General features: G+C 65.4%; 19 protein-coding genes. 7 read left to right on the plus strand and 12 right to left on the minus strand.

Going from position 1 to position 23,056, the window contains the following annotated elements:
* Both ISS20_RS13285 and ISS20_RS13290 read right to left on the minus strand, forming a co-directional pair.
* Positions 1–373, minus strand: a 373-nt coding sequence (locus ISS20_RS13285) for a 3-deoxy-D-manno-octulosonate 8-phosphate phosphatase (RefSeq protein ID WP_291437298.1), incomplete at its 3' end; no start/stop codon positions are given.
* Between the two features lie 2 nt (positions 374–375).
* Positions 376–1,377 carry a KpsF/GutQ family sugar-phosphate isomerase gene (locus ISS20_RS13290; RefSeq protein ID WP_291437300.1) on the minus strand — a complete coding sequence of 334 codons (1,002 nt, stop codon included), beginning with the start codon at positions 1,375–1,377 and terminating at the stop codon, positions 376–378.
* A gap of 125 nt (positions 1,378–1,502) precedes the next feature.
* Between ISS20_RS13290 and ISS20_RS13295 the strand changes: the two genes are divergently transcribed.
* Positions 1,503–3,488 (plus strand): monovalent cation:proton antiporter family protein, encoded by a 1,986-nt coding sequence (locus ISS20_RS13295; RefSeq protein WP_291437302.1) that lies wholly within the window; start codon positions 1,503–1,505, stop codon positions 3,486–3,488.
* Between the two features lie 183 nt (positions 3,489–3,671).
* Here the strand turns inward: ISS20_RS13295 and ISS20_RS13300 are convergent, their stop codons facing one another.
* Complete coding sequence (locus ISS20_RS13300; RefSeq protein ID WP_291437303.1) at positions 3,672–6,725, minus strand: EAL domain-containing protein; 3,054 nt, start codon at positions 6,723–6,725, stop codon at positions 3,672–3,674.
* Between the two features lie 224 nt (positions 6,726–6,949).
* Between ISS20_RS13300 and ISS20_RS13305 the strand changes: the two genes are divergently transcribed.
* The gene (locus ISS20_RS13305) at positions 6,950–7,504 is read left to right on the plus strand and encodes an adenine phosphoribosyltransferase (RefSeq protein WP_291437306.1); all 555 of its coding nucleotides are present in this window, start codon (positions 6,950–6,952) and stop codon (positions 7,502–7,504) included.
* A gap of 63 nt (positions 7,505–7,567) precedes the next feature.
* On the opposite strand, the gene ISS20_RS13310 is transcribed toward ISS20_RS13305, so the two are convergent.
* The 7 genes from ISS20_RS13310 to rpmH all read right to left on the minus strand — a co-directional run bounded on the left by ISS20_RS13310 (position 7,568) and on the right by rpmH (position 13,445).
* Positions 7,568–8,536, minus strand: coding sequence for a hypothetical protein (locus ISS20_RS13310; protein WP_291437308.1), 969 nt, complete (start codon positions 8,534–8,536; stop codon positions 7,568–7,570).
* 111 nt (positions 8,537–8,647) lie between these two features.
* Positions 8,648–9,139, minus strand: coding sequence for a cyclic nucleotide-binding domain-containing protein (locus ISS20_RS13315; protein ID WP_291437309.1), 492 nt, complete (start codon positions 9,137–9,139; stop codon positions 8,648–8,650).
* A gap of 81 nt (positions 9,140–9,220) precedes the next feature.
* Positions 9,221–10,642 (minus strand): tRNA uridine-5-carboxymethylaminomethyl(34) synthesis GTPase MnmE, encoded by a 1,422-nt coding sequence (gene mnmE / locus ISS20_RS13320; RefSeq protein WP_291437311.1) that lies wholly within the window; start codon positions 10,640–10,642, stop codon positions 9,221–9,223.
* Between the two features lie 93 nt (positions 10,643–10,735).
* Positions 10,736–12,448 (minus strand): membrane protein insertase YidC, encoded by a 1,713-nt coding sequence (gene yidC / locus ISS20_RS13325; protein WP_291437313.1) that lies wholly within the window; start codon positions 12,446–12,448, stop codon positions 10,736–10,738.
* Positions 12,445–12,738 (minus strand): membrane protein insertion efficiency factor YidD, encoded by a 294-nt coding sequence (gene yidD, locus ISS20_RS13330; protein WP_082522278.1) that lies wholly within the window; start codon positions 12,736–12,738, stop codon positions 12,445–12,447. Before yidD ends, yidC begins: the two co-directional genes overlap by 4 nt.
* Positions 12,735–13,238 carry a ribonuclease P protein component gene (locus ISS20_RS13335; RefSeq protein WP_291437318.1) on the minus strand — a complete coding sequence of 168 codons (504 nt, stop codon included), beginning with the start codon at positions 13,236–13,238 and terminating at the stop codon, positions 12,735–12,737. Before ISS20_RS13335 ends, yidD begins: the two co-directional genes overlap by 4 nt.
* A 72-nt stretch (positions 13,239–13,310) precedes the next feature.
* A complete protein-coding gene (gene rpmH / locus ISS20_RS13340) occupies positions 13,311–13,445 on the minus strand; it encodes a 50S ribosomal protein L34 (RefSeq protein WP_005798102.1) in 135 nt (44 codons plus the stop codon).
* Positions 13,446–13,832: 387 nt separating this feature from the next.
* Between rpmH and dnaA the strand changes: the two genes are divergently transcribed.
* From dnaA to ISS20_RS13365, 5 genes are all read left to right on the plus strand, one after another.
* Positions 13,833–15,257, plus strand: coding sequence for a chromosomal replication initiator protein DnaA (gene dnaA, locus ISS20_RS13345; protein WP_082522279.1), 1,425 nt, complete (start codon positions 13,833–13,835; stop codon positions 15,255–15,257).
* 156 nt (positions 15,258–15,413) lie between these two features.
* Positions 15,414–16,532, plus strand: coding sequence for a DNA polymerase III subunit beta (gene dnaN / locus ISS20_RS13350; RefSeq protein WP_056642086.1), 1,119 nt, complete (start codon positions 15,414–15,416; stop codon positions 16,530–16,532).
* 155 nt (positions 16,533–16,687) lie between these two features.
* Complete coding sequence (gene gyrB / locus ISS20_RS13355) at positions 16,688–19,306, plus strand: DNA topoisomerase (ATP-hydrolyzing) subunit B (RefSeq protein WP_291437323.1); 2,619 nt, start codon at positions 16,688–16,690, stop codon at positions 19,304–19,306.
* 99 nt (positions 19,307–19,405) lie between these two features.
* Positions 19,406–19,924 carry a GNAT family N-acetyltransferase gene (locus ISS20_RS13360; protein WP_291437325.1) on the plus strand — a complete coding sequence of 173 codons (519 nt, stop codon included), beginning with the start codon at positions 19,406–19,408 and terminating at the stop codon, positions 19,922–19,924.
* Positions 19,921–20,334, plus strand: a complete 414-nt coding sequence (locus ISS20_RS13365; protein WP_015011832.1) for a YkgJ family cysteine cluster protein — start codon at positions 19,921–19,923, stop codon at positions 20,332–20,334. Before ISS20_RS13360 ends, ISS20_RS13365 begins: the two co-directional genes overlap by 4 nt.
* Positions 20,335–20,398: 64 nt before the next feature.
* Here ISS20_RS13365 and ISS20_RS13370 read toward each other — a convergent pair whose 3' ends face one another.
* The gene (locus ISS20_RS13370) at positions 20,399–22,039 is read right to left on the minus strand and encodes an AMP-binding protein (protein WP_291437328.1); all 1,641 of its coding nucleotides are present in this window, start codon (positions 22,037–22,039) and stop codon (positions 20,399–20,401) included.
* A 48-nt stretch (positions 22,040–22,087) separates the two neighbouring features.
* On the minus strand, positions 22,088–23,056 hold a 969-nt coding region (locus tag ISS20_RS13375), incomplete at its 5' end, for a serine hydrolase (RefSeq protein WP_291437330.1).

Here is a 23,056-nt window from a genome sequence, read left to right on the forward strand (position 1 = left end):
CGCCCATGGCAGCGGCCTGCGCCCAGGTCAGGCCCAGGGTGGCCAGAATCTGCTCAGCGGCGGGGCGCTTGTCTTCGGTGCCGAACACGGCGTGCTCCACGCCCAAGGCCTTGAGGCGCACGCGCAATGGGGCAGAGTCGCGGCCGGTGATCACGGCGGGGGTGATGCCTGCCTTTTGCAGCAGCTTGAGGCCGTGGCCGTCCAGGGTGTTGAAGCGCTTGAGGGTCTCGCCCGTTTCGCTGAAGTACAGGCCGCCGTCGGTGAGCACGCCATCCACGTCGAAAAAGGCCACGCGCACGCCCTGGGCGCGCAGTAGCAGTTCAGGGTCAATCTGCAGGGCAGGAGAGGGAGAGGTCTGAGGAACCAGCGCCATCGTCAGATCACCTTCGCCCGCATCAGATCGCCGATGTGCACCACGCCCACCAGCACGCCCGCCGCGTCCACCACCAGCACGCTGGTGATGGCGTGGGCTTCCATCATTTCGGCGGCGTCCACGGCAAGGGCGTCGGGGGCAATGCGGCGCGGGTTGGCGTGCATGACCTGGGCGGCGGTGGTAGACCGCAGGTCCGCCCCGGCCTCGATGCGGCGGCGCAAATCACCGTCGGTGAAGATGCCCAGCACCTGCCCGGCGGCATCCACGATGGCCGAGGCGCCCAGGCCCTTGGCGCTCATCTCGCGCATGAGGTCGCTGAACGATGCATCGGAGGCCACGCGCGGCACCTCGGTGCCCGAGCGCATCACGTCGCTCACATGGGTGAGCAGCTTGCGGCCCAGCGCACCGCCAGGGTGCGAGCGGGCAAAGTCTTCGGGACGGAACCCCCGGGCATCCAGCAGGGCCACGGCCAGCGCGTCGCCCATGGCCAGCTGGGCCGTGGTGCTGGCGGTGGGGGCCAGTTGCAAGGGGCACGCCTCGCGCTCCACGCCACTGTCTAGCACGATGTCTGCATGCTTCGCCAAGGTGGATTGTGGGCGCCCCGTCATGGCGATCAAGGTGGCTCCCAGGCGCTTGATCACCGGCAGCAAGGTGGTGACCTCATCCACCTCCCCGCTGTTGGAGAGCGCCAGCACAATATCGATGGACTTGATCATGCCCAGGTCGCCATGGCTGGCTTCGGCCGGGTGCACGAACATGGCGGGCGTCCCGGTGGAGGCGAGCGTGGCGGCGATCTTGCGGCCTACGTGCCCGCTTTTTCCGATACCCATCACCACCACCCGCCCGCGCACCGTGAGGATTGCCTGCACTGCCTGCGTGAACGGCTCGCCGACGCGGGCCTTCAGGCCGAGGACGGCCGCAGCCTCGATATCGAAGGTCTCGCGGGCCAGGCGCAGGGCCTGATCAGCATCAAAAGGGGGCAGCGCGGCGGGGGCGGGGGTCATGCAGGGATTCTATCGACCGGGCATGCCTGCCGGACCATCGTGTGCGCCAAGTCCACTGGCATGGTCTGTGCGTCCCGGCAGAAAAGGCCGTGCCCAGCCCACCGGGCTCGGATAGCATCGAACCCATGTCTTCTCTTGCCCTCACCCTGCTTTACCTGCTGGCCGCAGTGCTGGGCGTGGTGACCTGTCGCAGCCTGAAGCTCCCCCCCATGCTGGGCTATCTGGCTGCCGGGGTGCTCATTGGCCCGCATGCCCTGGCGCTGACGCAAAACTCCGAGGGCGTACGCCATCTGGGGGAGTTTGGTGTGGTGTTCCTGATGTTTGCCATCGGGCTGGAGTTCAGCCTGCCCAAGCTGCGCGCCATGCGCAAGCAGGTGTTCGGCCTGGGCCTGATGCAGGTGGTGCTGACCATGGCCGTCGTGGTCGGCCTGGCACTGATGCTGTCGCACTGGGCGGGCGGGGTGTGGGACATGGGCTGGCAGACGGCGCTGGCGCTGTCGGGCGTGATGGCCATGAGCAGCACGGCGATTGTGGTCAAGCTCATGGCCGAGCGGGCCGAGCTGGAGAGTGAACACGGCCGGCGGGTGATGGGCATCTTGTTGTTCCAGGACCTGGCGGTGGTGCCGCTGCTGGTGCTGATTCCAGCCCTGGGATCGTCGCCCGACCAACTGCTGACCTCGCTGGGCTGGGCGCTGATCAAGGCGACGGTGCTGGTGGGCCTGCTGCTCACCGGCGGCCAGCGACTGATGCGCTGGTGGCTCACGCTGGTGGCGCGGCGCAAGAGCGACGAGCTGTTCATGCTGAACCTGCTGCTGATCACGCTGGGCCTGGCTTGGCTGACCGAGCTGGCAGGCCTGAGCCTGGCGCTAGGCGCCTTCATTGCGGGCGTGCTGGTGTCCGAGACCGAGTACCGCCACCAGGTGGGCACGGACATCCGGCCGTTTCACGATGTGCTGCTGGGGCTGTTCTTCATCACCATCGGCATGATGCTGGACTGGCACATCCTGGTGGACCGCTGGGCGCTGGTGCTGATGCTGCTCACGGTGCCCCTGGTGCTCAAGCTGGGGATCATCCTGGTGCTGGCGCGGGGCATGGGCGCGACCACCGGTGTGGCGCTGCGCACCGGGCTGTACCTGGCGCAGGCCGGCGAGTTCGGCTTTGTGCTGCTGTCGCTCACGCAGAGCAACGGGCTGGTGCAGCCGGCGCTGATGAACCCCATCCTCGCGGCCATGGTTCTGTCGATGCTGGCCACGCCCTTCCTCATCATGTACAGCAACCGCATCGTGATGAAGCTGGTGGCCAGCGACTGGCTGCAGCAGTCGCTGCAGATGACGTCGATTGCGCGCAAGTCCATCAACACCAGCAAACACGTGATCATCTGCGGCTACGGCCGCTGCGGCCAGAACCTGGCGCGCATGCTGGAGCACGAAGGCATCCCGTACATGGCGCTGGACCTGGACCCGGACCGCGTACGCCAGGCCGCAGCGGCCGGCGACTCGGTGGTGTACGGCGACGCCACACGCCTGCAGGCGCTGATGGCGGCGGGCCTGGTGCGCGCGAGCGCCGTGGCCGTGACCTACATCGACGTGCCTGCCGCGCTGAAAGTGCTTGCCAATGCCCGATCGCACGCGCCGCAGGTGCCGGTGGTGGTGCGCACGCAGGACGACCTGTACCTCGACAAGCTGCAAGAGGCCGGTGCGACCGAGGTCGTGCCCGAGGCCATTGAAGGATCGCTGATGCTGGCCAGCCATGCCCTCGCCCTGGTGGGCGTGCCCATGCGCCGGGTGCTGCGGCTGGTGCAGGACCAGCGCGATGCGCGCTACAACCTGCTGCGCGGCTACTTCCATGGCGCGGACGACGACACCGTGAACGAACGCGACCAGGAGCGCCTGTCCACCATCAACCTGCCACCGGGCTCCACCGCCCTGGGCCGCAGCCTGGGCCAGCTGGCCCTGCCCGCCATGGGTGTGCGCGTGGTCAACCTGCGGCGCGGCAATGGCCACGTGAGCGCAGCCGTGGACGACGCGCAGCTGGCCGAAGGCGACACGCTGGTGCTGTCGGGCCACCCGGCGGCACTGGCGCTGGCGGAGGACAAGCTGCTGCGGGGGTAGGCAGGTTGCATCCCCCGAGCCGCTGCGCCGGCAAGGGGACGATGCCCTCGCTTCGGGGCGGCCCTTGTTTGGCATCCCTGGCATGGGACGCGCCCACTGCAGCAGGTTTGCGCCAGGATTTGAATGAAATTGGCCTGTAGCGCTAGTGCAATATGCGCTAGTAGCTATATATTTAATAGCAATCTACAACAACTCTGCAGGCCCGGGGCGCCCGAACAGATAGCCCTGGAACTGGCGGCAGCCGTTGCGCAGCAGGAAGGTGCGTTGCCCTTCGGTTTCCACCCCCTCGGCCACCACATCCAGGCCCAGGCTGCGGGCCAGCGTGATGATGGTGCACGCGATGGTGGCGTCGTTGGGGTCGGTGAGCACGTCGCGCACAAAGCTCTGGTCGATCTTGAGCTGGTCCAGCGGCAAGCGCTTGAGATAGCTCAGCGATGAGTAACCCGTGCCGAAGTCGTCGAGCGAAAAGCCCACACCCAGCGTGCGCAGCGCCTGCATCTTGAGGATGCTGTCCTCCACGTCGTGCAACAGCAGGCTTTCGGTGAGTTCGAGCTTGAGCAGGCGCGGGTTGGCACCCGACTCACGCAACACGGACAGCACCTGCTCTACGAAGTCCAGCTGACGGAACTCCTGCGCGCTGACATTGACGGCCAGCGTCCAGGCGGCCGTCGCCGGGACTGTGGCCCATTGCGCCAGCTGGCGGCAAGCCATGATCAGCACCTGGCGACCCAAAGGCAGGATCAGCCCCGTCTGCTCGGCCAGCGGGATGAAGTGGGCGGGCGAGACCATGCCGCGCTGCGGGTGCTGCCAACGCACCAGCGCCTCGGCACCCAGCAGATGGCCGGTGGCGTCCACCACCGGCTGGTAATGCAGCAGAAACTCGTCGCGCGAGATGCCCTGGCGGATGTCCCCCTCCAGCGCAGAACGTGCCGATGCGGCGGCCTGCATGGCGGGGTCGAAAAAGCACAGGGTGTTGCGCCCCTGCGCCTTGGCCTGGTACATGGCCAGGTCGGCGCGCTTGAGCAGCTCCTGCACGGGCTGCTGCGCGTCCTGGAACAGCGCAATACCGATGCTGGGGGTGCTGTGCATGTCACAGCCGTCCACCACGTAGGGCTGGTTCAGCGTCATCAGCACCTTGTGGGCCACGGCCTCTGCCTCGGCGGCAGCCTCGACCTCCTCGCCATGCAGGCCCTGCAGCACGACCACAAACTCATCGCCACCCAGGCGTGCCACCGTGTCGGCGGCCCGCACGCAGGCCCCGATGCGCGCAGCCACCTGCACCAGCAGGCGGTCGCCCCACTCGTGGCCCATGGTGTCGTTGATGCCCTTGAAGTTGTCCAGGTCCAGAAACAGCAGGGCGCCGTGGCGGCCCTCGCGGTGGGTGGTGGCTACCGCGCGCTCCAGCCGGTCCATCAGCAGGCGCCGGTTGGGCAGGCCGGTGAGTTCGTCGTAGAACGCCAGGCGCTGGATCTCGGCCTCGGCCAGCTTGCGTTCGGTGATGTCGCGCGCCACGCCCCGGTAGCCGGTAAACCGCCCCTCTTCATCAAAGATGGGCTCACCGCTGATCGACACCCAGACGGGTTTGCCATCCCGGGACAGGCGCTGCATCTCGAAGTCATGAAAGACCTGGTGCGCCTCCAGCTGCTCGCGGTGCTCGCGCCATTGCCCCTCGGTGGCGAAGGTGTCGGGCAGCTCCCAGCGGGTCAGGCCATAGTGCATCTCATCCGGCACGCCCTCCGTGTGGTACGGGTTGCCATCCAGCCGCACGAAGCGGAACTGGTCGTCCTGCTCCCAATACCAGTCGGACGACAGGTCCGTCAGGCTGCGCCAGCGCGCTTCGCTCTGGCGCAGTGCCTCCAGCGTGCTCAGGTAGTCGGTGACATCGGTGAACGTACGCACGCGCCCGCCAGGCTCCAGGGCGCGGGTGCGCACCTCGATATAACGGCCCTGGGGCGTGCGCCGCACATAGCTGTCAGGCAAGGGCATCTGGTTGCCGTGGGCGGCGTACTCCGAGGCGACATATTTGCGCGCCATGGGTTCGATGAGCTGGAAATCGGGACCAAAATCCCCCCGCTCAGTCTGAAAGCGCACCACCTCTTCCACCAGGGGCTGCGTGGCCAGCAGTGACTCGGGCAGGTCCAGCAGCTCCAGGTAGCGCTGGTTGTAGACGCGGATGCGCCCCTCGGCGTCCACACTGGTGATGCCCTGGGAGATGTTGGCCAGTGTGCCCTCCAGCGCCTGGGTCTTTTCGGCCAGCAGAGCGCTGGTGCGGGCCAGTTCGGCTTCCACGTGGCTGCGGGCCAGCTCGGCGCGGCGGGCGGTCTCCAACTGGCCAATGGTGCTCAGCAAGGGCTGCAGAAACTGCACATCGGCGCTGGAGTAGCCGCCGCTGCGGTTGGCCAGACCCACCATGGCCACCAGCTCGCCCGCGGCGTGAATGGGTATGCCCAGGTAAGTGCGCAACGTGGGGTGCCCGCGTGGAGTGCCCGCGCTGCGCGGGTCATGGTTGGCATCATTGCTGATGACAGGCTCGCCCGAAACCAGCGCAGCGCCCACCAGCGAGTGCAGGTTATCGAACACCATGCCGTCCTCGGCGTGCTTGGCGTAACGCTGGCGCGATGCCTCGTCCCAGCTGATGTCGGTCATCGCATGCACACGCAGGTAGGGGTGCCCATCGTCGGCGCGCTGCACCTGGCCCACCAGGCCAAACGCGCTCTGGGTCAGGGTCATCAGCTCGTTCAGCAGCGCCTCGAACGCGGCACGGGGCCCAGAACTGGCAATGAACATGCCCTGGGCCCGAGAGATGGCCTGCAGCAGCCGGTGCTGGCGCGCCAGCATGGCCTCGGCCGCGCGGCGGGCACGGGCGCTGGAACTGCGTTCCAGCACGGCCTCGATCTGCGCGGGCAAGGTGAGCAGGTAGTCCAGCGCCGGATCCTGCACCGTGAAATCGTCAAATCCGTGGCGCATGGCCTGGGCCGCGTGGGTTTCTGCCCCCATGCGCACGATGATGATGGCGGGAACGCCGTCAAGCAGCTGCAACAGGTCAAACGCAGAGCCATCCACGGTGCGCTGGGCAGCCAGCACGATGTCGGGGCGGTTGCGCAGCAGGTGTTCACGCGCCTGGGCGATCGACCCCACCACGTCCACGCGCCAGCCCGACCAGGGGTCTGCCAGCGCCTCCGCCACGGCCTGTGCGTGAGGGTGGTCACTTTCGATCAGCAGGACGGAGATGGGCATGGGCCGATCGGCGTAGTGGTTGGGGCACCGCCCATCGCAGGCGGCGCAAAGTTTGTAGCGCCAGTGAAACACATTATGGCGTCTGGGGTAGTCGCACGCGCCAAACACATGGGCTGTTTACACTCTCGCACTTTCCGTGCCCAAAGCAACCTGGCAGCCCCGGCTCAGCCCCAGGCACCGGCAGCGCCCGGCCTTCCTCAGAGTCATCATTCCCGCACCCGCCCATGCAGCCCCTCAGCGTCAACCAGTACCTTCGCCAGCACATCCGCACCGTCCCCGACTGGCCCGCGCCCGGTGTGCAGTTCCGGGACATCACCCCGCTGCTGCAAGACCCCAAGGTGTTCCGTGTGCTGATCGATGCCTTTGTGCACCGCTACATGGACAAGGCGTTGCGCCCGGACGTGGTGGCGGGCCTGGATGCACGGGGCTTCATCCTGGGGGCTGTGGTGGCCTATGAGCTGAACGTAGGCTTCGTACCCATCCGCAAGAAGGGCAAGCTGCCCTTCACGACCGTGGAGGAGACCTATGAACTCGAATACGGAAGTGCGACGGTGGAGCTGCACACCGACGCCGTGAAGGCCGGTGACCGGGTGCTGCTGATCGACGACCTGATCGCCACCGGCGGCACCATGATGGCAGGCAAGAAGCTGCTGGAAAAACTGGGGGCCACGGTCACCGAGGGCGCCGCCATCGTGGACCTGCCCGAGCTGGGCGGCTCACAGCGCCTGCGTGAATCGGGCCTGCCGCTGTACACGCTGGTGGACTTCGCGGGGCACTGACCCAGGGGTAAGGAGGACGTGGGGCGGCGGCGCAGCGCCGCTCGGCATGCCCCGCACAAATCCTTAGTTAAGTTCGCCGTACTGGGTGCTACTCAGGTCGGGGGCCGGGCCATCGGCACCAGGCATCTCCGTGTCCTCAAAGCCGGTAGGCTGGGACGGTGGCAGCAGCGGGCCGGAGCGCACGGGAACGCCCGGCTTGGCGGCCGCTGCAGTGGCCGCCGATGACCCTGCGGCATTGGCCAGCGCACGCTTGAACGCAGCCACCTCATCGGCCTCGATGGGTTCAAAGCGGGGAGAGGATGCAGGCCGCGCAGCGGCCAGGGGCGCAGGTGCGGACACCAGGGGTGCGGGAGCCGACACCGCGCCGAGCGGGCGGCGCGCCGCCAGCGGGGCAGGTGCAGGCGCCGAAGGGGTCGGAGAAACAGGTGTTGTCGCAGCTGCAGCGGGGCGTGCGCCCGCCAGCGGTGCAGGCGACGGGGCCAGGGGTGCCGGGGCAGTGGCCGCTGCTGCTGGCGGACGGCGCACCGCTGTAGAAGCCGCCTGCAGCGGTAGCGCAGCGCCCTGGGGCGCCACGCCCTTTTGCGGAATCCCTACCGCCACATGGTCGTTGATGCGCCAGTACACGGCCGTCACCAGGATGTCGTAACGGGTTTTGGCGGTCTGGGCGATGAGTGCTTCGATCTCGCTCAGGCGCACCGTCTCGCCACCGTATTCACGGGCCAGGTCCATCATCACCAGGAACTGGCGGCCGCGCTGGTCGAGCGACAGCACCTTGAACTTGTAGCTGGCCGACAGCACGCCGGCGCGCACCATGGCGTCGCGCACCACGGTGTAGAGCAGCTCACGGCGCTCCATGCGCTCGTTCTTGCGGTTGGCGGCGTGCTCTGGTGGCTGGGGCTCCACGAGCGGCTTGCCCTGGCGCCCGGGTTGCAGGGGCACGGTGGCGTCGGCGTTGAACAGGCCGGAGGGCTCGGCCGCTGCGCGGGGCTTGGCGGGAGCGGGTTTGCGGCTGAACCAACTGAACAGGGACATGGCTTGCTTTCTTCGGATGGTGCCTGGACAAAATCCAAATCGAGTGTAACGCGCCATCCCCCCGCAGAAGGCGGAAGAAGCCCGAGGGAAACCCCCGACAGGGGCCCCTTGTCAGGTGGCCGCAACGCGGCGGCGGCGGTTGCCCAGGCGCTTGGCCAGCACCGCCCCTGCGGCCATAGCCAAGCCCAGGGCAATGGCAGGCTGGCGGTTGGTCAGCTCGGTGAAGCGGATGGCTGTGAGGCTCCACAGCTTGCAGGGCGCGCTGGCCTGCACGGTGGCGCTGCGCGTGCGGTGCGAGAAGAAAGCGCCTTCACCCACCACCGACCCGGCACCCACTATCGCCAGACGCAGGCGTTCTTTTTCGTCCTGGTAGTGCACGCTCAGGCTGCCGCTTTCGACCAGGTACAAAGTGCGGTCCGTAGCACCCTGGCTGAACAGCACCTGGCCGGCGGGCAACACCACCGGTAGGAGGTAGGACGACAGCACCTCCCACTGTGCAGCCGTCAGCGGGTTGGTCATGCTGTCCTCCGCCGTGGTCTGGGCAATGGCGTCGATCAGACCTTTGAGGTCCACCTTGGAGGCTACGGGCATGGGAACATTCATGGTCTGCCGAAAGTACCCCTGTTACAGATCGGACACAAGCGCTGTTTACGTCCGTTTACAAGATAGGGCGACCAACGGTCGCTATTTGCCGATGCAGAAGCTGGAGAAGATCACGCCCAGCAGGTCGTCGGAGGTGAACTCGCCGGTGATGGCGCTCAGGGCGTTCTGCGCCAGCCGCAGCTCTTCAGCCAGCAGGTCCAGCGCCGGGCCCTGGGCTTGCAGTTGGTCAGCGGCTTCCTGCAGATGCGACGACACGGCCTGCAGCGCCTGCACATGGCGGGCGCGGGCAATGTAGATGCCCTCGGGCGCCGACTGCCAGCCCGCCACGTCCAGCAACAGCCGCCGCAAGCCATCCAGCCCCTGCCCGGTGCGGGCCGACAGGTGCACCGCAGGGCGCTCAGGGCTCGCAGTGGGAGAAACACCCACCGCACAGTCCAGCTTGTTCCAGACATCGATCACGGGGATATTTTTGGGCAGTTTTTGGCCCAAGGCGCTTTCGATATCTGCATCAGCAGCTACATATTCAGGAGCATTCTGTCGTGACAGATCGTGCAGGAACAGCACAGCGTCCGCTCCGGCAATCTCGTCCCAGGCGCGGGCGATGCCGATGCGCTCCACTTCGTCCAGGCTGTCACGCAGGCCAGCGGTGTCGATGATGTGCAGGGGCACGCCTTCGATCTGGATGGTCTGCTGGACCTTGTCGCGCGTGGTGCCCGCAATCGGCGTAACGATGGCCAGCTCGGCACCCGCCAGCGCGTTGAGCAACGAGCTTTTGCCCGCGTTGGGCTGGCCCGCAATCACCACCTTGATGCCCTCGCGCAGCAAAGCGCCCTGGCGCGCGCGCTGCATCACCGAGGCCAGTGTCAGCTGCAAATTCGATAGCTGACCCTGCGCATCGGCCTTGCGCAAGAAGTCGATTTCTTCTTCAGGAAAATCCAGCGTGGCCTCCACCAGCATGCGCAGATGGATGAGTGCGTCGCGCAGGCTGTGGATTTCTGCAGAAAACGCGCCAGTCAGCGAGCGGCTGGCGCTGCGGGCTGCGGCTTCCGTGCTGGCGTCGATCAGGTCGGCAATCGCCTCGGCCTGGGCCAGGTCGATCTTGTCGTTCAGGAAAGCCCGTTCGGTGAACTCCCCGGGTTGGGCCACGCGCAGGCCCGGCAGACAGGGCTGGCTGGTAGCAGGGTGGGTGGCAGCACCCGCCTCCAGGCAGCGCGCCAACAGCAGTTGCAGCACCACCGGGCCACCATGGGCCTGCAGCTCCAGCACGTCTTCGCCGGTGTAACTGTGTGGGCCGGGGAAATACAGCGCGAGCCCCTGGTCGATGGCCTGGCCCTGTGCATCCCGAAAGGGCAGGTAGGTGGCCTCGCGGGGTTTGAGTGCGCGGCCACAAACCGCCTGCACCAGCGCATCCAGCCCACGCCCTGACACGCGCACGATGCCGACGGCCCCACGCCCCGGGGCGGTGGCGATGGCGACGATGGGGTCTTGGTGGCGGGCAAGCATGGTGGCGACTGTACAGGGTAGATGGGCAAGAAAAAGGCCGCTTGCGCGGCCTTTGGGGGTCAGTTCGTGGATGTCAGCGTTGCCGCTGCCGCATCACTTGAACTTGGGCAGATTGAACTGCGGTGGCACGCCCATGCGGGTGTTGATGAGCCACTGCTGCGCGATCGACAGGATGTTGTTGGTCAGCCAGTACAGCACCAGGCCGGCCGGGAAGAAGAAGAACATCACGCTGAAGATCAACGGCATGAACCACATCATCTTGGCCTGCATCGGGTCTGGTGGCGCGGGGTTCAGGGCGGTCTGCAGCAGCGAGCTGGCCGTCATCAGCAGGGGCAGGATGAAGAACGGATCCGGCGCCGAGAGGTCGTGGATCCAGCCAATCCAAGGTGCGTTGCGCATTTCCACGCTGGACAACAGCACCCAGTACAGCGCAATGAACACCGGGATCTGGATCATGATGGGGAAGCAGCCACCCATGGGGTTGACCTTTTCCTCGCGGTAGATGCGCATCATCTCCTGCTGCATCTGCTGCGGCTTGTCCTTCAGGCGCTCGCGCATCTCCATGATCTTGGGGTTGATGGCCTTCATCTTGGCCATGCTGGCGTAGGCCTTGGCATTGAGCCAGTAGAACGCGATCTTGAGCAGCAGCACCAGGGCGACGATGGACCAGCCCCAGTTGTTCAGCAGCTTGTGCAGCTGATCAAGCAGCCAGTACAGCGGCTTGGACAGGATGGTCAGCCAGCCGTAGTCCTTGACCAGTTCCAGGCCGGGGTACAGCTTTTCCATCATGGTCTCGACCTGCGGGCCGGCGAACAGGCGCGCGTCGATGGTCTTGGTGGCGCCCGGCTCGATGGTGCCGAGGGAGGTCAGCATGCCCACGGAGTACAGGTTGGTGTCCACCTTGCGGGTGAAGGGCTCGCGCTGCACGCCGTCGGCCAGCAGCCATGCAGTGGCGAAATAGTGCTGCACCATGGCGACGTAGCCATTGGCCGAGTCCTTAGGGATGTCGATCTTGCCGTTGTCGATGTCCTTGAACTCAATCTTCTGGTACTTCTTGGCTTCGGTGAAGACCGCTGGGCCAGTGAAGGTGGAGTAGAACGACGACTCTCCGGGCGGCTTGTTGCCGTCACGCACCAGCTGCAGGTACAGCTGGGGCGACACGGCGGCGCTGCCGGTGTTGACGATGTCGTGCTTGACGGCGATGTCATAGGCGCCGCGCTGGATGGTCCAGGTCTTGACCAGCTTCACGCCGCCCTGGTCGGGCGACTCGAAGCGGATGCTGATGGAGTCTTCACCGTCCTTGAGTTCGCGCGGGCCGGGTACGGCCGTCATCACGGTCTTGTGCGTGGGGAAAGTGCCGCCCACCAGGCCCGTCTGCGCCACGTAGACGCGCTGTGCGCTCTCGTCCAGCAGCAAGAAGTTGCGGGCCTTGTCGGTCATGTCGGCATGCTTGAGCAGCTCGGCCTGCGTGAGCGAACCGCCTTCACTGTCGAACACCAGACGGTACAGGTCGGTCTTGACCTCGATGCGCTCGCGCTTGGCGGGCGCTGCCGCTGCAGCAGGCTGACCGGGCACCGCTGCCGCGCCTTGCGCTGCTGCAGTGGCCGCAGGCACGCTGGTGGCAGGCACGCTGGCAGCCCCGGTCGCGCCGGAGGCCGCGCCTGCTGCGGCAACGGGAGCTGTCACTGCGGGCGTGGTCGGGAAAAAGGTGGCTTTGTTGCCGTTGTGCAGTTGCCACTTGTCCCACAGCAGAACCATGGAAAAGCCAAAAATCACCCACAGGATGGTGCGGCGAATGTCGTTCATGAAGACTTCTTTGGTGAGGATGGGGGAGTGGTGGAAGGGGTGAGCCTGGAGAAAAGCCGCAGGCTGCGCGGCAGATCTTGCGGGACCGGATCATGGCCCCCGTCACACCAGGGGTGGCAGCGTACCAGCCTGCGCACCGTGAGATAACTGCCTGCCGCAGCGCCGTGCTGCTCCAGCGCCTGCAGCGAATAGACCGAGCAGGTCGGCTCGAAGCGGCAGGCCGAGCCCAGCCAGGGGCTGAGGAACAGCCGATAGCCCTTGACCACGCCAATCAGCAAGCGCTGCATCATGGGACAGTCACCGGCTGAGCCGCCGGCGGCACAGATGCAGCAACTGCAGTGCCTGCATGCCGGGTTGCGTATCCGAAAAGCTGCAGCAGCTCCGCGCGTACCGCCTGCTTGAGCTGGTCGGACGTGGCGCTCACGAACTGCTTGCGATCAAACGCCGAGCGCAGGCGCACCACATGGGCGGCCTGCGGCAAACGCGCCTCAAACGTGGCGCCCACGGTGTAGATCTGCCGTTTGATGGTGTTGCGCGTCACGGCGCGGCGCGCCCAGCGCTTGGGCACCATGGCACCCAGCCAGACACCCTGAACGACAAACAGAGCCTGCGGCCCTTGCGTGTGCGGCAAGGAGCCGGGCCCTGTGGGTGCGACAGCATCAGCTGGGACGGCAGCAGCGCTGCCATCGGCGTCCAGCACCAGACGATGCAACGCAAAATGTGCCGTGCGGGAGACAGTGCCCCCCGCCATGGCAGCCTGGAACTGCGGCCGGGTTTTTAGCCTGTGCATGCAAGCGCCCGTTTGGAACCTGGCGGTACAAACCGGGAACAGGCGGGGAACAGGCCGTAGACCGTAACGGCCTTAGACGGCCAGGCGCTTGCGGCCCTTGGCGCGGCGTGCGTTGATAACGGCACGGCCGCCGCGGGTCTTCATGCGGACGAGGAAACCGTGGGTGCGCGCGCGGCGCGTCTTGGAGGGCTGGTAAGTACGTTTCATGGTGCTATTCCTTGAGGTTCAGTTCCGGACTGCTGCTCTTGAACCCCCTGCAATCTGCACACCCACACTATGTATAAAACATCGCCTGGAGGCAGACCCACGGGGCAGAAATAACGGCGCGCCGGGTCAAATCACCCTGAACACATTCAGGGAAACCCAAAATTATCGCAGGCTTGTGGCCGACTGGCAATGCCTTTCGATGGGCAGGCCTTTACCAGCGGGTCGCGGAGGCAGCAGCGCCCGACCCTTTCAGGCCACGTCTTCCCCGCATGGCAACCCCGGATTCCCCCGGATGACAGCCGCCTTCAAATTGTGGATAACTCCTTGACAAGCTACAATCCACCGCCTTACCCCGTTCCTCCTATCCACAATAAGAATTCCCCAGAAATGACCGAGGAACCCACCCGCAGCCCCATCAATTCGCCCGGCTCAGATGCCGGTCAGGGCCTGTGGCAAGCCTGCGTTGAGCAACTGGCACAAGACCTGCCAGAACAACAGTTCAACACCTGGATCAAGCCCCTGATTGCCCAAGTGGCCGAAGACTTCTCCAAAGTCACGCTGCTCGTTGGCAACCGCTTCAAACTCGACTGGATCCGCGCCCAGTACGCTGGCCGCATTGCCGCGCTGCTCGAAGGCCTGTATGGCCAACCGGTCACGCTGGAGTTAGCGCTCGCTCAGCGTGAGTCCGTGGCCAGGACTTATGTACGGCCCACATCGCAGGAGCCCTCCAGCCCCGCAGCGCCAGCCGAAACCCCCTCCAGCAGCAACGATGAGGCCTCAGCGGGCGCGTTCCGCAACCGCCTCAACGCCGCCCTCACCTTCGAGACCCTGGTGGAGGGCACGGCCAACCGCATGGCACGCTCTGCCGCCATGCACGTGGCTGGCATGCCGGGGCACCTGTACAACCCGCTGTTCATCTACGGCGGCGTGGGCCTGGGCAAGACCCACCTGGTGCACGCTGTGGGCAACCGCCTGCTGCAGGACAAGCCCGACGCCAAAGTTCTCTACATCCATGCCGAGCAGTTCGTGTCGGATGTGGTTAAGGCCTACCAGCGCCGCACCTTCGATGAGTTCAAGGAGCGCTATCACTCGCTCGACCTGCTGCTGATCGACGACGTACAGTTCTTTGCCAACAAGGACCGCACGCAGGAAGAATTTTTCAACGCCTTTGAAGCCCTGCTGGCCAAAAAGAGCCACATCGTGATGACTTCGGACACGTACCCGAAAGGCCTGGCCAACATCCACGAGCGGCTGGTGTCGCGCTTTGACTCGGGCCTGACGGTGGCGATCGAGCCGCCCGAGCTGGAAATGCGCGTGGCCATCCTGATCAACAAGGCGCGCGTGGAAGGCACTGAAATGCCCGAGGAAGTCGCCTTCTTCGTGGCCAAAAACGTGCGCTCCAACGTGCGGGAGCTCGAAGGCGCGCTGCGCAAGATCCTGGCGTACTCGCGTTTCAACCAGAAAGAGATTTCGATCCAGCTCGCCCGCGAGGCGCTGCGTGATCTGCTGTCTATCCAGAACCGGCAGATCTCTGTGGAAAACATCCAGAAGACGGTGGCCGACTATTACAAGATCAAGGTCGCCGACATGTACAGCAAGAAGCGCCCGGCCAGCATTGCCCGCCCGCGCCAGATTGCGATGTACCTGGCCAAGGAGCTGACGCAAAAGAGCCTTCCGGAGATCGGAGAATTGTTCGGCGGGCGCGACCACACCACCGTTTTGCATGCCGTGCGCAAGATTGCGGGCGAACGCCAGCAGCTGACCGAGCTGAACCAGCAGCTGCACGTGCTGGAGCAGACGCTCAAAGGGTAGCACGAAGGGTAGATAACCAGCGGGAAACGCCCGTCGGGCAGCCCCACGAAGAAGCGACCCCGTTAAGGGGCAAAATGGCGGGTTATAGATAGCAGGGGGAGGCATGACCTGTGCCGCTGTCCACGCACCGTCCCAAAACCACAAGAGGTTGATGACATGATCGTCCTGAAGGCAACACAAGACAAGGTTCTCGCGGTTCTGCAGTCCGTGGCTGGCATCGTGGAGCGCCGCCACACGCTGCCCATCCTGGCCAACGTGCTGATCCGCAAGACGGGCAATGCCCTGCAGCTGACGACCAGCGACCTCGAAATCCAGATCCGCACCACGGCCGAACTGGGCGGCGACACCGGCGACTTCACCACCACCGTGGGCGCGCGCAAGCTCATCGACATCCTGCGCACCATGCCCGGTGACCAGACGGTGAGCCTCGAATCGGCCCAGTCGAAGCTCATCCTCAAGGGCGGCAAGAGCCGCTTCACGCTGCAAAGCCTGCCGGCCGAAGACTTCCCGCTGGTGCAGGAATCCGCCGCCTTCGGCCCTGTGTTCGCCGTGCCGCAAAAGACGCTGAAGGACCTGCTCGGTCAGGTGTCATTTGCAATGGCGGTGCAGGACATCCGCTACTACCTCAACGGTATCCTGTTTGTGGCCGAGGGCAAGACCCTGAGCCTGGTGGCCACCGACGGCCACCGCCTGGCCTTTGCCAGCGCCACCCTTGATGTGGAAGTGCCCAAGCAGGAAGTCATCCTGCCGCGCAAGACCGTGATCGAGCTGCAACGCCTGCTGAGTGACGCGGGTGGCGAGAACCAGCCCCACATCGAGATGCAGTTCGCCAACAACCAGGCCAAGTTCACCTTTGGCGGCATGGAGTTCGTTACCAAGCTGGTCGAGGGCAAGTTCCCCGACTACAACCGGGTGATCCCCAAGAACCACAAGAACAGCATCACCCTGGGCCGCGCCCCGCTGCTGGCCAGCCTGCAGCGCACGGCCATCATGACCAGCGACAAGTTCAAGGGCGTGCGCCTGAACCTGGAGCCCGGCACCCTGCGCGTGGCGTCGAACAACGCCGAGCAGGAAGAAGCCGTGGACGAGCTCGATATCGACTACGGTGGCGACACCATCGAGATCGGCTTCAACGTGACCTACCTCATCGACGCCCTGGCCAACATGGGCCAGGACATGGTGAAGGTGGAGCTTTCGGACGGCAACAGCTCTGCGCTGCTGACCATCCCCGAGAACGACAGCTTCAAGTACGTCGTGATGCCCATGCGCATTTGAAGCGGCGTGGCACAAGCCCTGCCCCACAGTCGCATCGCCGCACTGCCAACGCTACTTTATTGATAGCTGCAAGCGCATATTCAATATGCGCTTGCGCCCAATTAGACCATTGAACATATTGGAAACCCCGGTTTCCACGGATCCCAAGGCCCACCATGACCGTTGACAACAACATTCCCTCCGAGCCCGAATCCTCCGGCGTCTCCGGCCATGTGGAGCCCACCGTCAACAAGATCGACACCAACCAGGCCGGCGCCAGCGAAAGCTATGGCGAAGGCGCCATCACCATCCTCGAAGGCCTGGAAGCCGTGCGCAAGCGCCCCGGCATGTACATCGGCGACACCAGCGACGGCACCGGCCTGCACCACCTGGTGTTCGAGGTGGTCGACAACTCCATCGACGAGGCCCTGGCCGGCCACTGCGACGACATCGTCGTCACCATCCACACCGACAACTCCATCAGCGTGACCGACAACGGCCGCGGCATTCCCACGGGCGTGAAGATGGACGACAAGCACGAGCCCAAGCGAAGTGCTGCCGAAATCGCCCTGACCGAACTGCACGCAGGCGGCAAGTTCAACCAGAACAGCTACAAGGTCTCGGGCGGCCTGCACGGCGTGGGCGTGAGCTGCGTGAATGCACTCAGCAAATGGCTGCGCCTGACCGTGCGCCGCGAAGGCAAGGTGCACCAGATCGAATTTGCACGCGGCTTTGTGCAAGACCGCCTCCTGTCCACCGTGGACGGCTTTGAGGTCAGCCCCATGAAGGTGACCGGCGAGACCGAAAAGCGCGGCACCGAAGTGCACTTTTTGCCCGACACCGAGATCTTCAAAGAGAACAACGACTTCCACTACGAGATCCTGGCCAAGCGCCTGCGCGAACTCTCCTTCCTGAACAACGGCGTGCGCATTCGCCTCAAGGACGAGCGCAGCGGCAAGGAAGACGACTTCTCCGGCGCCGGTGGCGTGCGCGGCTTCGTCGAGTTCATCAACAAGGGCAAGACGGTACTGCACCCCACGTCCTTCTACGCCGCAGGCGAGCGCCCGGCCGAAACGTATGGCGGCATCCCCGGCACGCACATCGGCGTGGAAGTGGCCATGCAGTGGAACAGCGCATACACCGAACAGGTGCTGTGCTTTACCAACAACATCCCCCAGCGTGACGGCGGCACCCACCTGACCGGCCTGCGCGCCGCGATGACCCGCGTCATCAACAAGTACATCGAAGAACACGAACTGGCCAAGAAGGCCAAGGTCGAAGTCACCGGTGACGACATGCGCGAAGGCCTGTGCTGCGTGCTCAGCGTGAAGGTGCCCGAGCCCAAGTTCAGCAGCCAGACCAAGGACAAGCTGGTGTCGAGCGAAGTGCGCGCGCCGGTGGAAGACATCGTGGGCAAGCTGCTCACCGACTACCTGCAAGAAAAGCCCAACGACGCCAAGATCATCTGCGGCAAGATCGTCGAAGCCGCCCGTGCCCGCGAAGCCGCCCGCAAAGCCCGCGAAATGACCCGCCGCAAGGGCGTGCTGGACGGCATGGGCCTGCCCGGCAAGCTGGCCGACTGCCAGGAAAAAGACCCCGCCCTGTGCGAGATCTACATCGTCGAGGGTGACTCCGCCGGCGGCTCTGCCAAGCAAGGCCGCGACCGCAAGTTCCAGGCCATCCTGCCCCTGCGCGGCAAGATCCTGAATGTGGAAAAAGCCCGCTACGAAAAACTGCTGACCAGCAACGAAATCCTCACGCTGATCACGGCCCTGGGTACCGGCATCGGCAAGGCGGGCGGCACCACCGGCGGCGACGACTTTGACGTAGCCAAGCTGCGCTACCACCGCATCATCATCATGACCGACGCCGACGTCGACGGCGCCCACATCCGCACCCTGCTGCTCACCTTCTTCTACCGCCAGATGCCCGAGCTGGTGGAGCGCGGCCACATCTACATCGCGCAGCCGCCGCTGTACAAGGTCAAGGCCGGCAAGGAAGAGCTGTACCTGAAGGACGCCCCCGCGCTCGACGGCTTCCTGCTGCGCATTGCGCTGAACCACGCCAGTGTGACCACCGGCGGCGCCAACCCGCAAACCCTGACGGGCGAGACCCTGGCCGAGCTGGCGCGCAAGCACCAGATCGCTGAAAGTGTGATCGCCCGCCTGGGCAACTTCATGGATGCCGAAGCCCTGCGCGCCATTGCCGACGGCGTGAGCCTCAAGCTCGACTCCGTGGCCGAAGCCGAAGCCAGCGCCGTGGCCCTGCAGGCCAAGCTGCGCGAACTGAACACCACCGGCGCCCCCGCCGAAGTGGCCGGCGAATTCGACGCCCGCACCGACAAGCCCCTGCTGCGCATCAGCCGCCGCCACCACGGCAACATCAAGAGCAGCGTCATCACGCAAGACTTTGTGCACGGCGCCGACTACGCCGCCCTGGCCGAAGCCGCCGAAACCTTCCGCGGCCTGCTGGCCGAAGGCGCCAAAGCGATGCGCGGCGAGGGTGAGAAGCAAAAGGAAGAAAAGGTCAGCGACTTCCGCCAGGCCATGAAGTGGCTGATTGCCGAAGCCGAACGCACCACCAGCCGCCAGCGCTACAAGGGCCTGGGCGAAATGAACCCCGAGCAGCTGTGGGAAACGACGATGGACCCCAATGTGCGCCGCCTGCTGCGCGTGCAGATCGACGATGCGATCGAAGCGGACCGCGTGTTCACAATGCTGATGGGCGATGAGGTCGAGCCGCGCCGGGATTTCATTGAAACCAATGCGCTGCGGGCGGGGAATATCGACGTCTGATCGATCGCTTGATCGTCGCCGCCGCGCCCTGCCGCCGCTCGCGCATTCAGGAAGGCCACCCTCGGGTGGCCTTTGTGCCCTTTGCCCGACCTTCTTCGCATGACCCATCTTGCCATCCGTCCCGCAACCATCGATGACACCAACCTGATCCTGCACTTCGTGCGGGAACTGGCGATCTATGAGAAGGCTGAGCAGGAGGCGCTGGCCACACCCGCACATGTGCACCGCACGCTGTTCTGCACCAATCCCAAAGTGCATGGCCTGATCTGCCAGGACGGCGATACCCCCGTGGGCTTCGCGGTGTACTTCTTTAACTATTCGACCTGGCAGGGCCGCCACGGTCTGTATCTGGAAGACCTGTACGTGTCGCCAGAGCACCGCGGCAAGGGCGCGGGCATGGCGCTGCTCAGGCAACTCGCACGCATCGCCGTGGACCACGACTGCGGGCGCTTCGAGTGGAGTGTGCTGGACTGGAATACACCTTCCATCGCGCTGTATGACAGCCTGGGTGCCCGCCCGCAGAGCGAGTGGATCCGTTACCGACTCACAGGAGACGAGTTGCACGCGCTGGCGGCGCAGTCGCAGCCGCTCCTGCAGCCGTCCAACACTGCGCCATGAGATCCCCCATCGCCATCGTTGACGTTGACCGCCTGGACACCTGGACCCGCTACCGCGCGGGCCTGTGCGACACCTGTGCGGCCAACTGCTGCACCATGCCGCTGGAGGTACAGCTCTCGGACCTGGTGCGGCTCGAACTGGTGGACCCGTTCGAGGCCGAGCATGAAGAAATCCGCCACATTGCCAAGCGGCTGCAAAAGGCGCGGCTGATCGACCACTTCAACCACAAGAACGCGATCTTCACGATGGCGCGGCGGGCCAGTGGGGACTGCAACTTTCTCGACCCCAAGACGCGACTGTGCACGGTGTATGACAAGCGGCCCGAGACCTGTCGCCTGCACCCGCAGAAGAAGAGTCCCAAGCCGGGTTACTGCGCTTATGGGGCGCGGGATCTGCAGCGGCGGGGCTGACAAGCGCTGAGGTGTCTCGCATCTGCGCAAGCCCACCGCCTTCTGAAATCGTCGACCCCCATGGTCACGCCATGTCGCGCAGCTCGCGGCGCAAGATCTTGCCAACGCTGGACTTGGGCAGGGCCTCCACAAACACGATCTGCCGGGGCACTTTGTAGGGGGTGAGCGCCGCGCGGCAGTGGGCTGCGATGTGGTCTGCATCCACCGGTGGCGCGTTACCCGCCGCGCGCACCACATACAGCCGCAGCGCCTCGCCCGTTTTCTCGTCTGGCACGCCGATGCAGGCGCATTCCAGCACGCCGGGGCAGGCGGTGGCCACGGCTTCGACTTCGTTGGGAAAGACGTTGAAGCCCGAGACGATGACCATGTCCTTCTTGCGGTCCACGATCTTGAGAAAGCCGCGCTCGTCCAGCTGGCCGATGTCGCCAGTGCGGAAGTAGCCGTCGGGCGTGAAGGCGGCGGCGTTGGCCTCGCGCTGCTGCCAGTAGCCGCCCATGACCTGGGGGCCTTTCACGCAGACCTCGCCGGGCTGGCCCAGGGGCACGGGGTGGCCCTGGTCGTCCAGCAGCAGCACGTCGGTGGAAGGCAGGGGCAGGCCGGTGCTGCCGCTGAAAGCCGTGACCGATGCGGGGTTGAAGGCCACCACGGGACTGGTCTCGCTCAGGCCGTAGCCTTCGCGGATGAACTGGCCGGTGATGGCCTGCCAGCGGGTGGATACCGAGGGCAGGATGGCGGCACCACCGCCGCCCGCCAGCCGCAGGTTGGAGAAATCCACGCCCTGCGTGCCGGGGTGCGCCGCCAGCCCGGCGTACAGCGTGTTGACGCCCATGAACACGCTGGGGCGCGCAGCCTTTAACACGTCGATCAGCGCGTCCAGATCGCGTGGGTTGGGCACCAGCCAGTTGCGTGCGCCCACCGCAAAGTAGCTGATCAGGTTCACCATCAGGGCGAAGATGTGATACAGCGGAATGGCGGTGACGATGACTTCCTGCGCGGGGCGCAGGGCATCGGGTACGAAGGCCTTGAACTGCTCCACGTTGGCCACCAGGTTGCGGTGCGTGAGCATGGCGCCCTTGGACAGGCCGGTGGTGCCCCCGGTGTATTGCAGGAACAGCAGGTCGCCCCCCTCCAGCACAGGTGGCGCAAACGGCAGGGTGGCGCCCTCGGCCAGGGCACGCGCAAACGAGGTGGTGGTGTGCAGGTGGGCATCCACCGGCGGCCCAGGCAGGTCGGCTGCGGTGCCGTCGCCGGGCGCCACGGTGATGATGCTGTGCAGTTCCACACGGTCCTGGATGGCAGCCAGGGTCGCAGTAGAGCCTGCATAGATCACCATCACCCTGGCTCCCGCGTCCTGTAGCTGGTGCTCCAGCTCCCGCGGGGTGTACAGCGGATTCACGTTCACCTGCACACAGCCCGCGCGCGCAATACCGAGCATGGCGATGGGAAACGCCATCAGGTTCGGGCACATCACGGCAATGCGGTCGCCCTTGCGCACGCGCAGCACGTTTTGCAGGTAGGCCGCGAACGCGCGGGATTGCTGGTCCACATGTGCATAGGTCAGCGTCTGGCCCAGGCAGGTGAATGCGGGCCGGTGCGCATACCGCTGCATGGCGGCACACAGCAGGTGCACGATGCTGGGATGGCTGTCGGGATCGATGTGGGCAGGGATGGCGCCATAGCTGGCCAGCCAGGGTTGGGGGGACATGGTGAATCGGTCCTCGTGGGGGGGTGGAGCAGCAACGTGCGGGCAGGCTCAGCGCACGGCCTTGGCCAGTGCGGCAAAGGCTTGCCGGTCCAGCGCGTGGGTGAAGGCGGTGTTGGGCACGGGGTGCGTGGAGAACTTCACCACCACCAGCTCGGCCGCCGGGTTGATGTGGATGTGCTGGCCCATCAGTCCCTTGGCTTCAAAGGTGCCATCGGCATCGTGGGGTATCCACCACTGGTTGTGGTACGAGTAACCCGCGCGCATGGCCGTGCCCGGGGCCTTGCTGAACTGGGCGGGGTCGGCCCCTTTGCGCAGCTCGGCAATGGTGGCGGGCGAGACGATCTGCTGGCCGTTGAAGCGGCCGTTGGATCGCAGCATCTCGCCCAGACGGCCCAGGTCACGCAAGGTGGCGTTCACGCCCACGCTGGTGGCCTGGCCGCCGTTGGCATCGGCAAACACATACGCGTCCTCCTGCGTGCCCAGCTTGGACCAGATGCGCTCGGACAGCAGCGTGGCGTAGCTCTTGCCAGTCACGCGCTGCAGCAGCCAGCCCAGCACTTCCGTATCCACCGACTTGTAGGCAAACGCGGTGCCGTGCTCGCCGTCCTTCTGCACGGTGGGCAAGTGCTCGGCCATGCTCTTGGCCCCATTGCTGCCGGGGCGCGCAGGCTGCAGGCCCGCAGCGGCCAGGTACTGAAAGACACCGGAGGTGGGATCCGCAAAGTCTTCGGCGTATTTGACGCCGGTGGTCATGTCCAGGGTCTGCTGCACGGTGGCATCGGCCCAGGCGCTGTTGGCCAGCTCGGGCAGGTAACGCACGATGCGCGCACTGGGGTCGATGGCGCCTTCCTGGATGAGTTCGGTCACCAGCAGCCCCACCAGCGATTTGCTCATGGACCACAGCACATGTGGCTGCTGCGGCTGCATGCCGATGTGATAACGCTCATACACCACACGGCCCCGGTGCAGCACCAGCAGGGCGTCGGTGTAGGTGGCCTTCTGCCAGTCGGCCAGCGT

It is taken from the genome of Acidovorax sp. (assembly GCF_016783915.1).
GTDB lineage: Bacteria > Pseudomonadota > Gammaproteobacteria > Burkholderiales > Burkholderiaceae_C > Acidovorax.

Coding starts and splice junctions, on each gene's coding strand:
- rpmH (WP_005798102.1), bottom strand. CDS start 13,445: ATGAAACGTACTTACCAGCCCTCCAAGACGCGCCGCGCGCGCACCCAC.
- ISS20_RS13370 (WP_291437328.1), bottom strand. CDS start 22,039: ATGTCCCCCCAACCCTGGCTGGCCAGCTATGGCGCCATCCCTGCCCAC.
- ISS20_RS13295 (WP_291437302.1), top strand. CDS start 1,503: ATGTCTTCTCTTGCCCTCACCCTGCTTTACCTGCTGGCCGCAGTGCTG.
- dnaA (WP_082522279.1), top strand. CDS start 13,833: ATGACCGAGGAACCCACCCGCAGCCCCATCAATTCGCCCGGCTCAGAT.
- ISS20_RS13305 (WP_291437306.1), top strand. CDS start 6,950: ATGCAGCCCCTCAGCGTCAACCAGTACCTTCGCCAGCACATCCGCACC.
- ISS20_RS13315 (WP_291437309.1), bottom strand. CDS start 9,139: ATGAATGTTCCCATGCCCGTAGCCTCCAAGGTGGACCTCAAAGGTCTG.
- yidD (WP_082522278.1), bottom strand. CDS start 12,738: ATGATGCAGCGCTTGCTGATTGGCGTGGTCAAGGGCTATCGGCTGTTC.
- dnaN (WP_056642086.1), top strand. CDS start 15,414: ATGATCGTCCTGAAGGCAACACAAGACAAGGTTCTCGCGGTTCTGCAG.
- gyrB (WP_291437323.1), top strand. CDS start 16,688: ATGACCGTTGACAACAACATTCCCTCCGAGCCCGAATCCTCCGGCGTC.
- ISS20_RS13335 (WP_291437318.1), bottom strand. CDS start 13,238: ATGCACAGGCTAAAAACCCGGCCGCAGTTCCAGGCTGCCATGGCGGGG.
- ISS20_RS13310 (WP_291437308.1), bottom strand. CDS start 8,536: ATGTCCCTGTTCAGTTGGTTCAGCCGCAAACCCGCTCCCGCCAAGCCC.
- yidC (WP_291437313.1), bottom strand. CDS start 12,448: ATGAACGACATTCGCCGCACCATCCTGTGGGTGATTTTTGGCTTTTCC.
- ISS20_RS13300 (WP_291437303.1), bottom strand. CDS start 6,725: ATGCCCATCTCCGTCCTGCTGATCGAAAGTGACCACCCTCACGCACAG.
- ISS20_RS13365 (WP_015011832.1), top strand. CDS start 19,921: ATGAGATCCCCCATCGCCATCGTTGACGTTGACCGCCTGGACACCTGG.
- mnmE (WP_291437311.1), bottom strand. CDS start 10,642: ATGCTTGCCCGCCACCAAGACCCCATCGTCGCCATCGCCACCGCCCCG.
- ISS20_RS13290 (WP_291437300.1), bottom strand. CDS start 1,377: ATGACCCCCGCCCCCGCCGCGCTGCCCCCTTTTGATGCTGATCAGGCC.
- ISS20_RS13360 (WP_291437325.1), top strand. CDS start 19,406: ATGACCCATCTTGCCATCCGTCCCGCAACCATCGATGACACCAACCTG.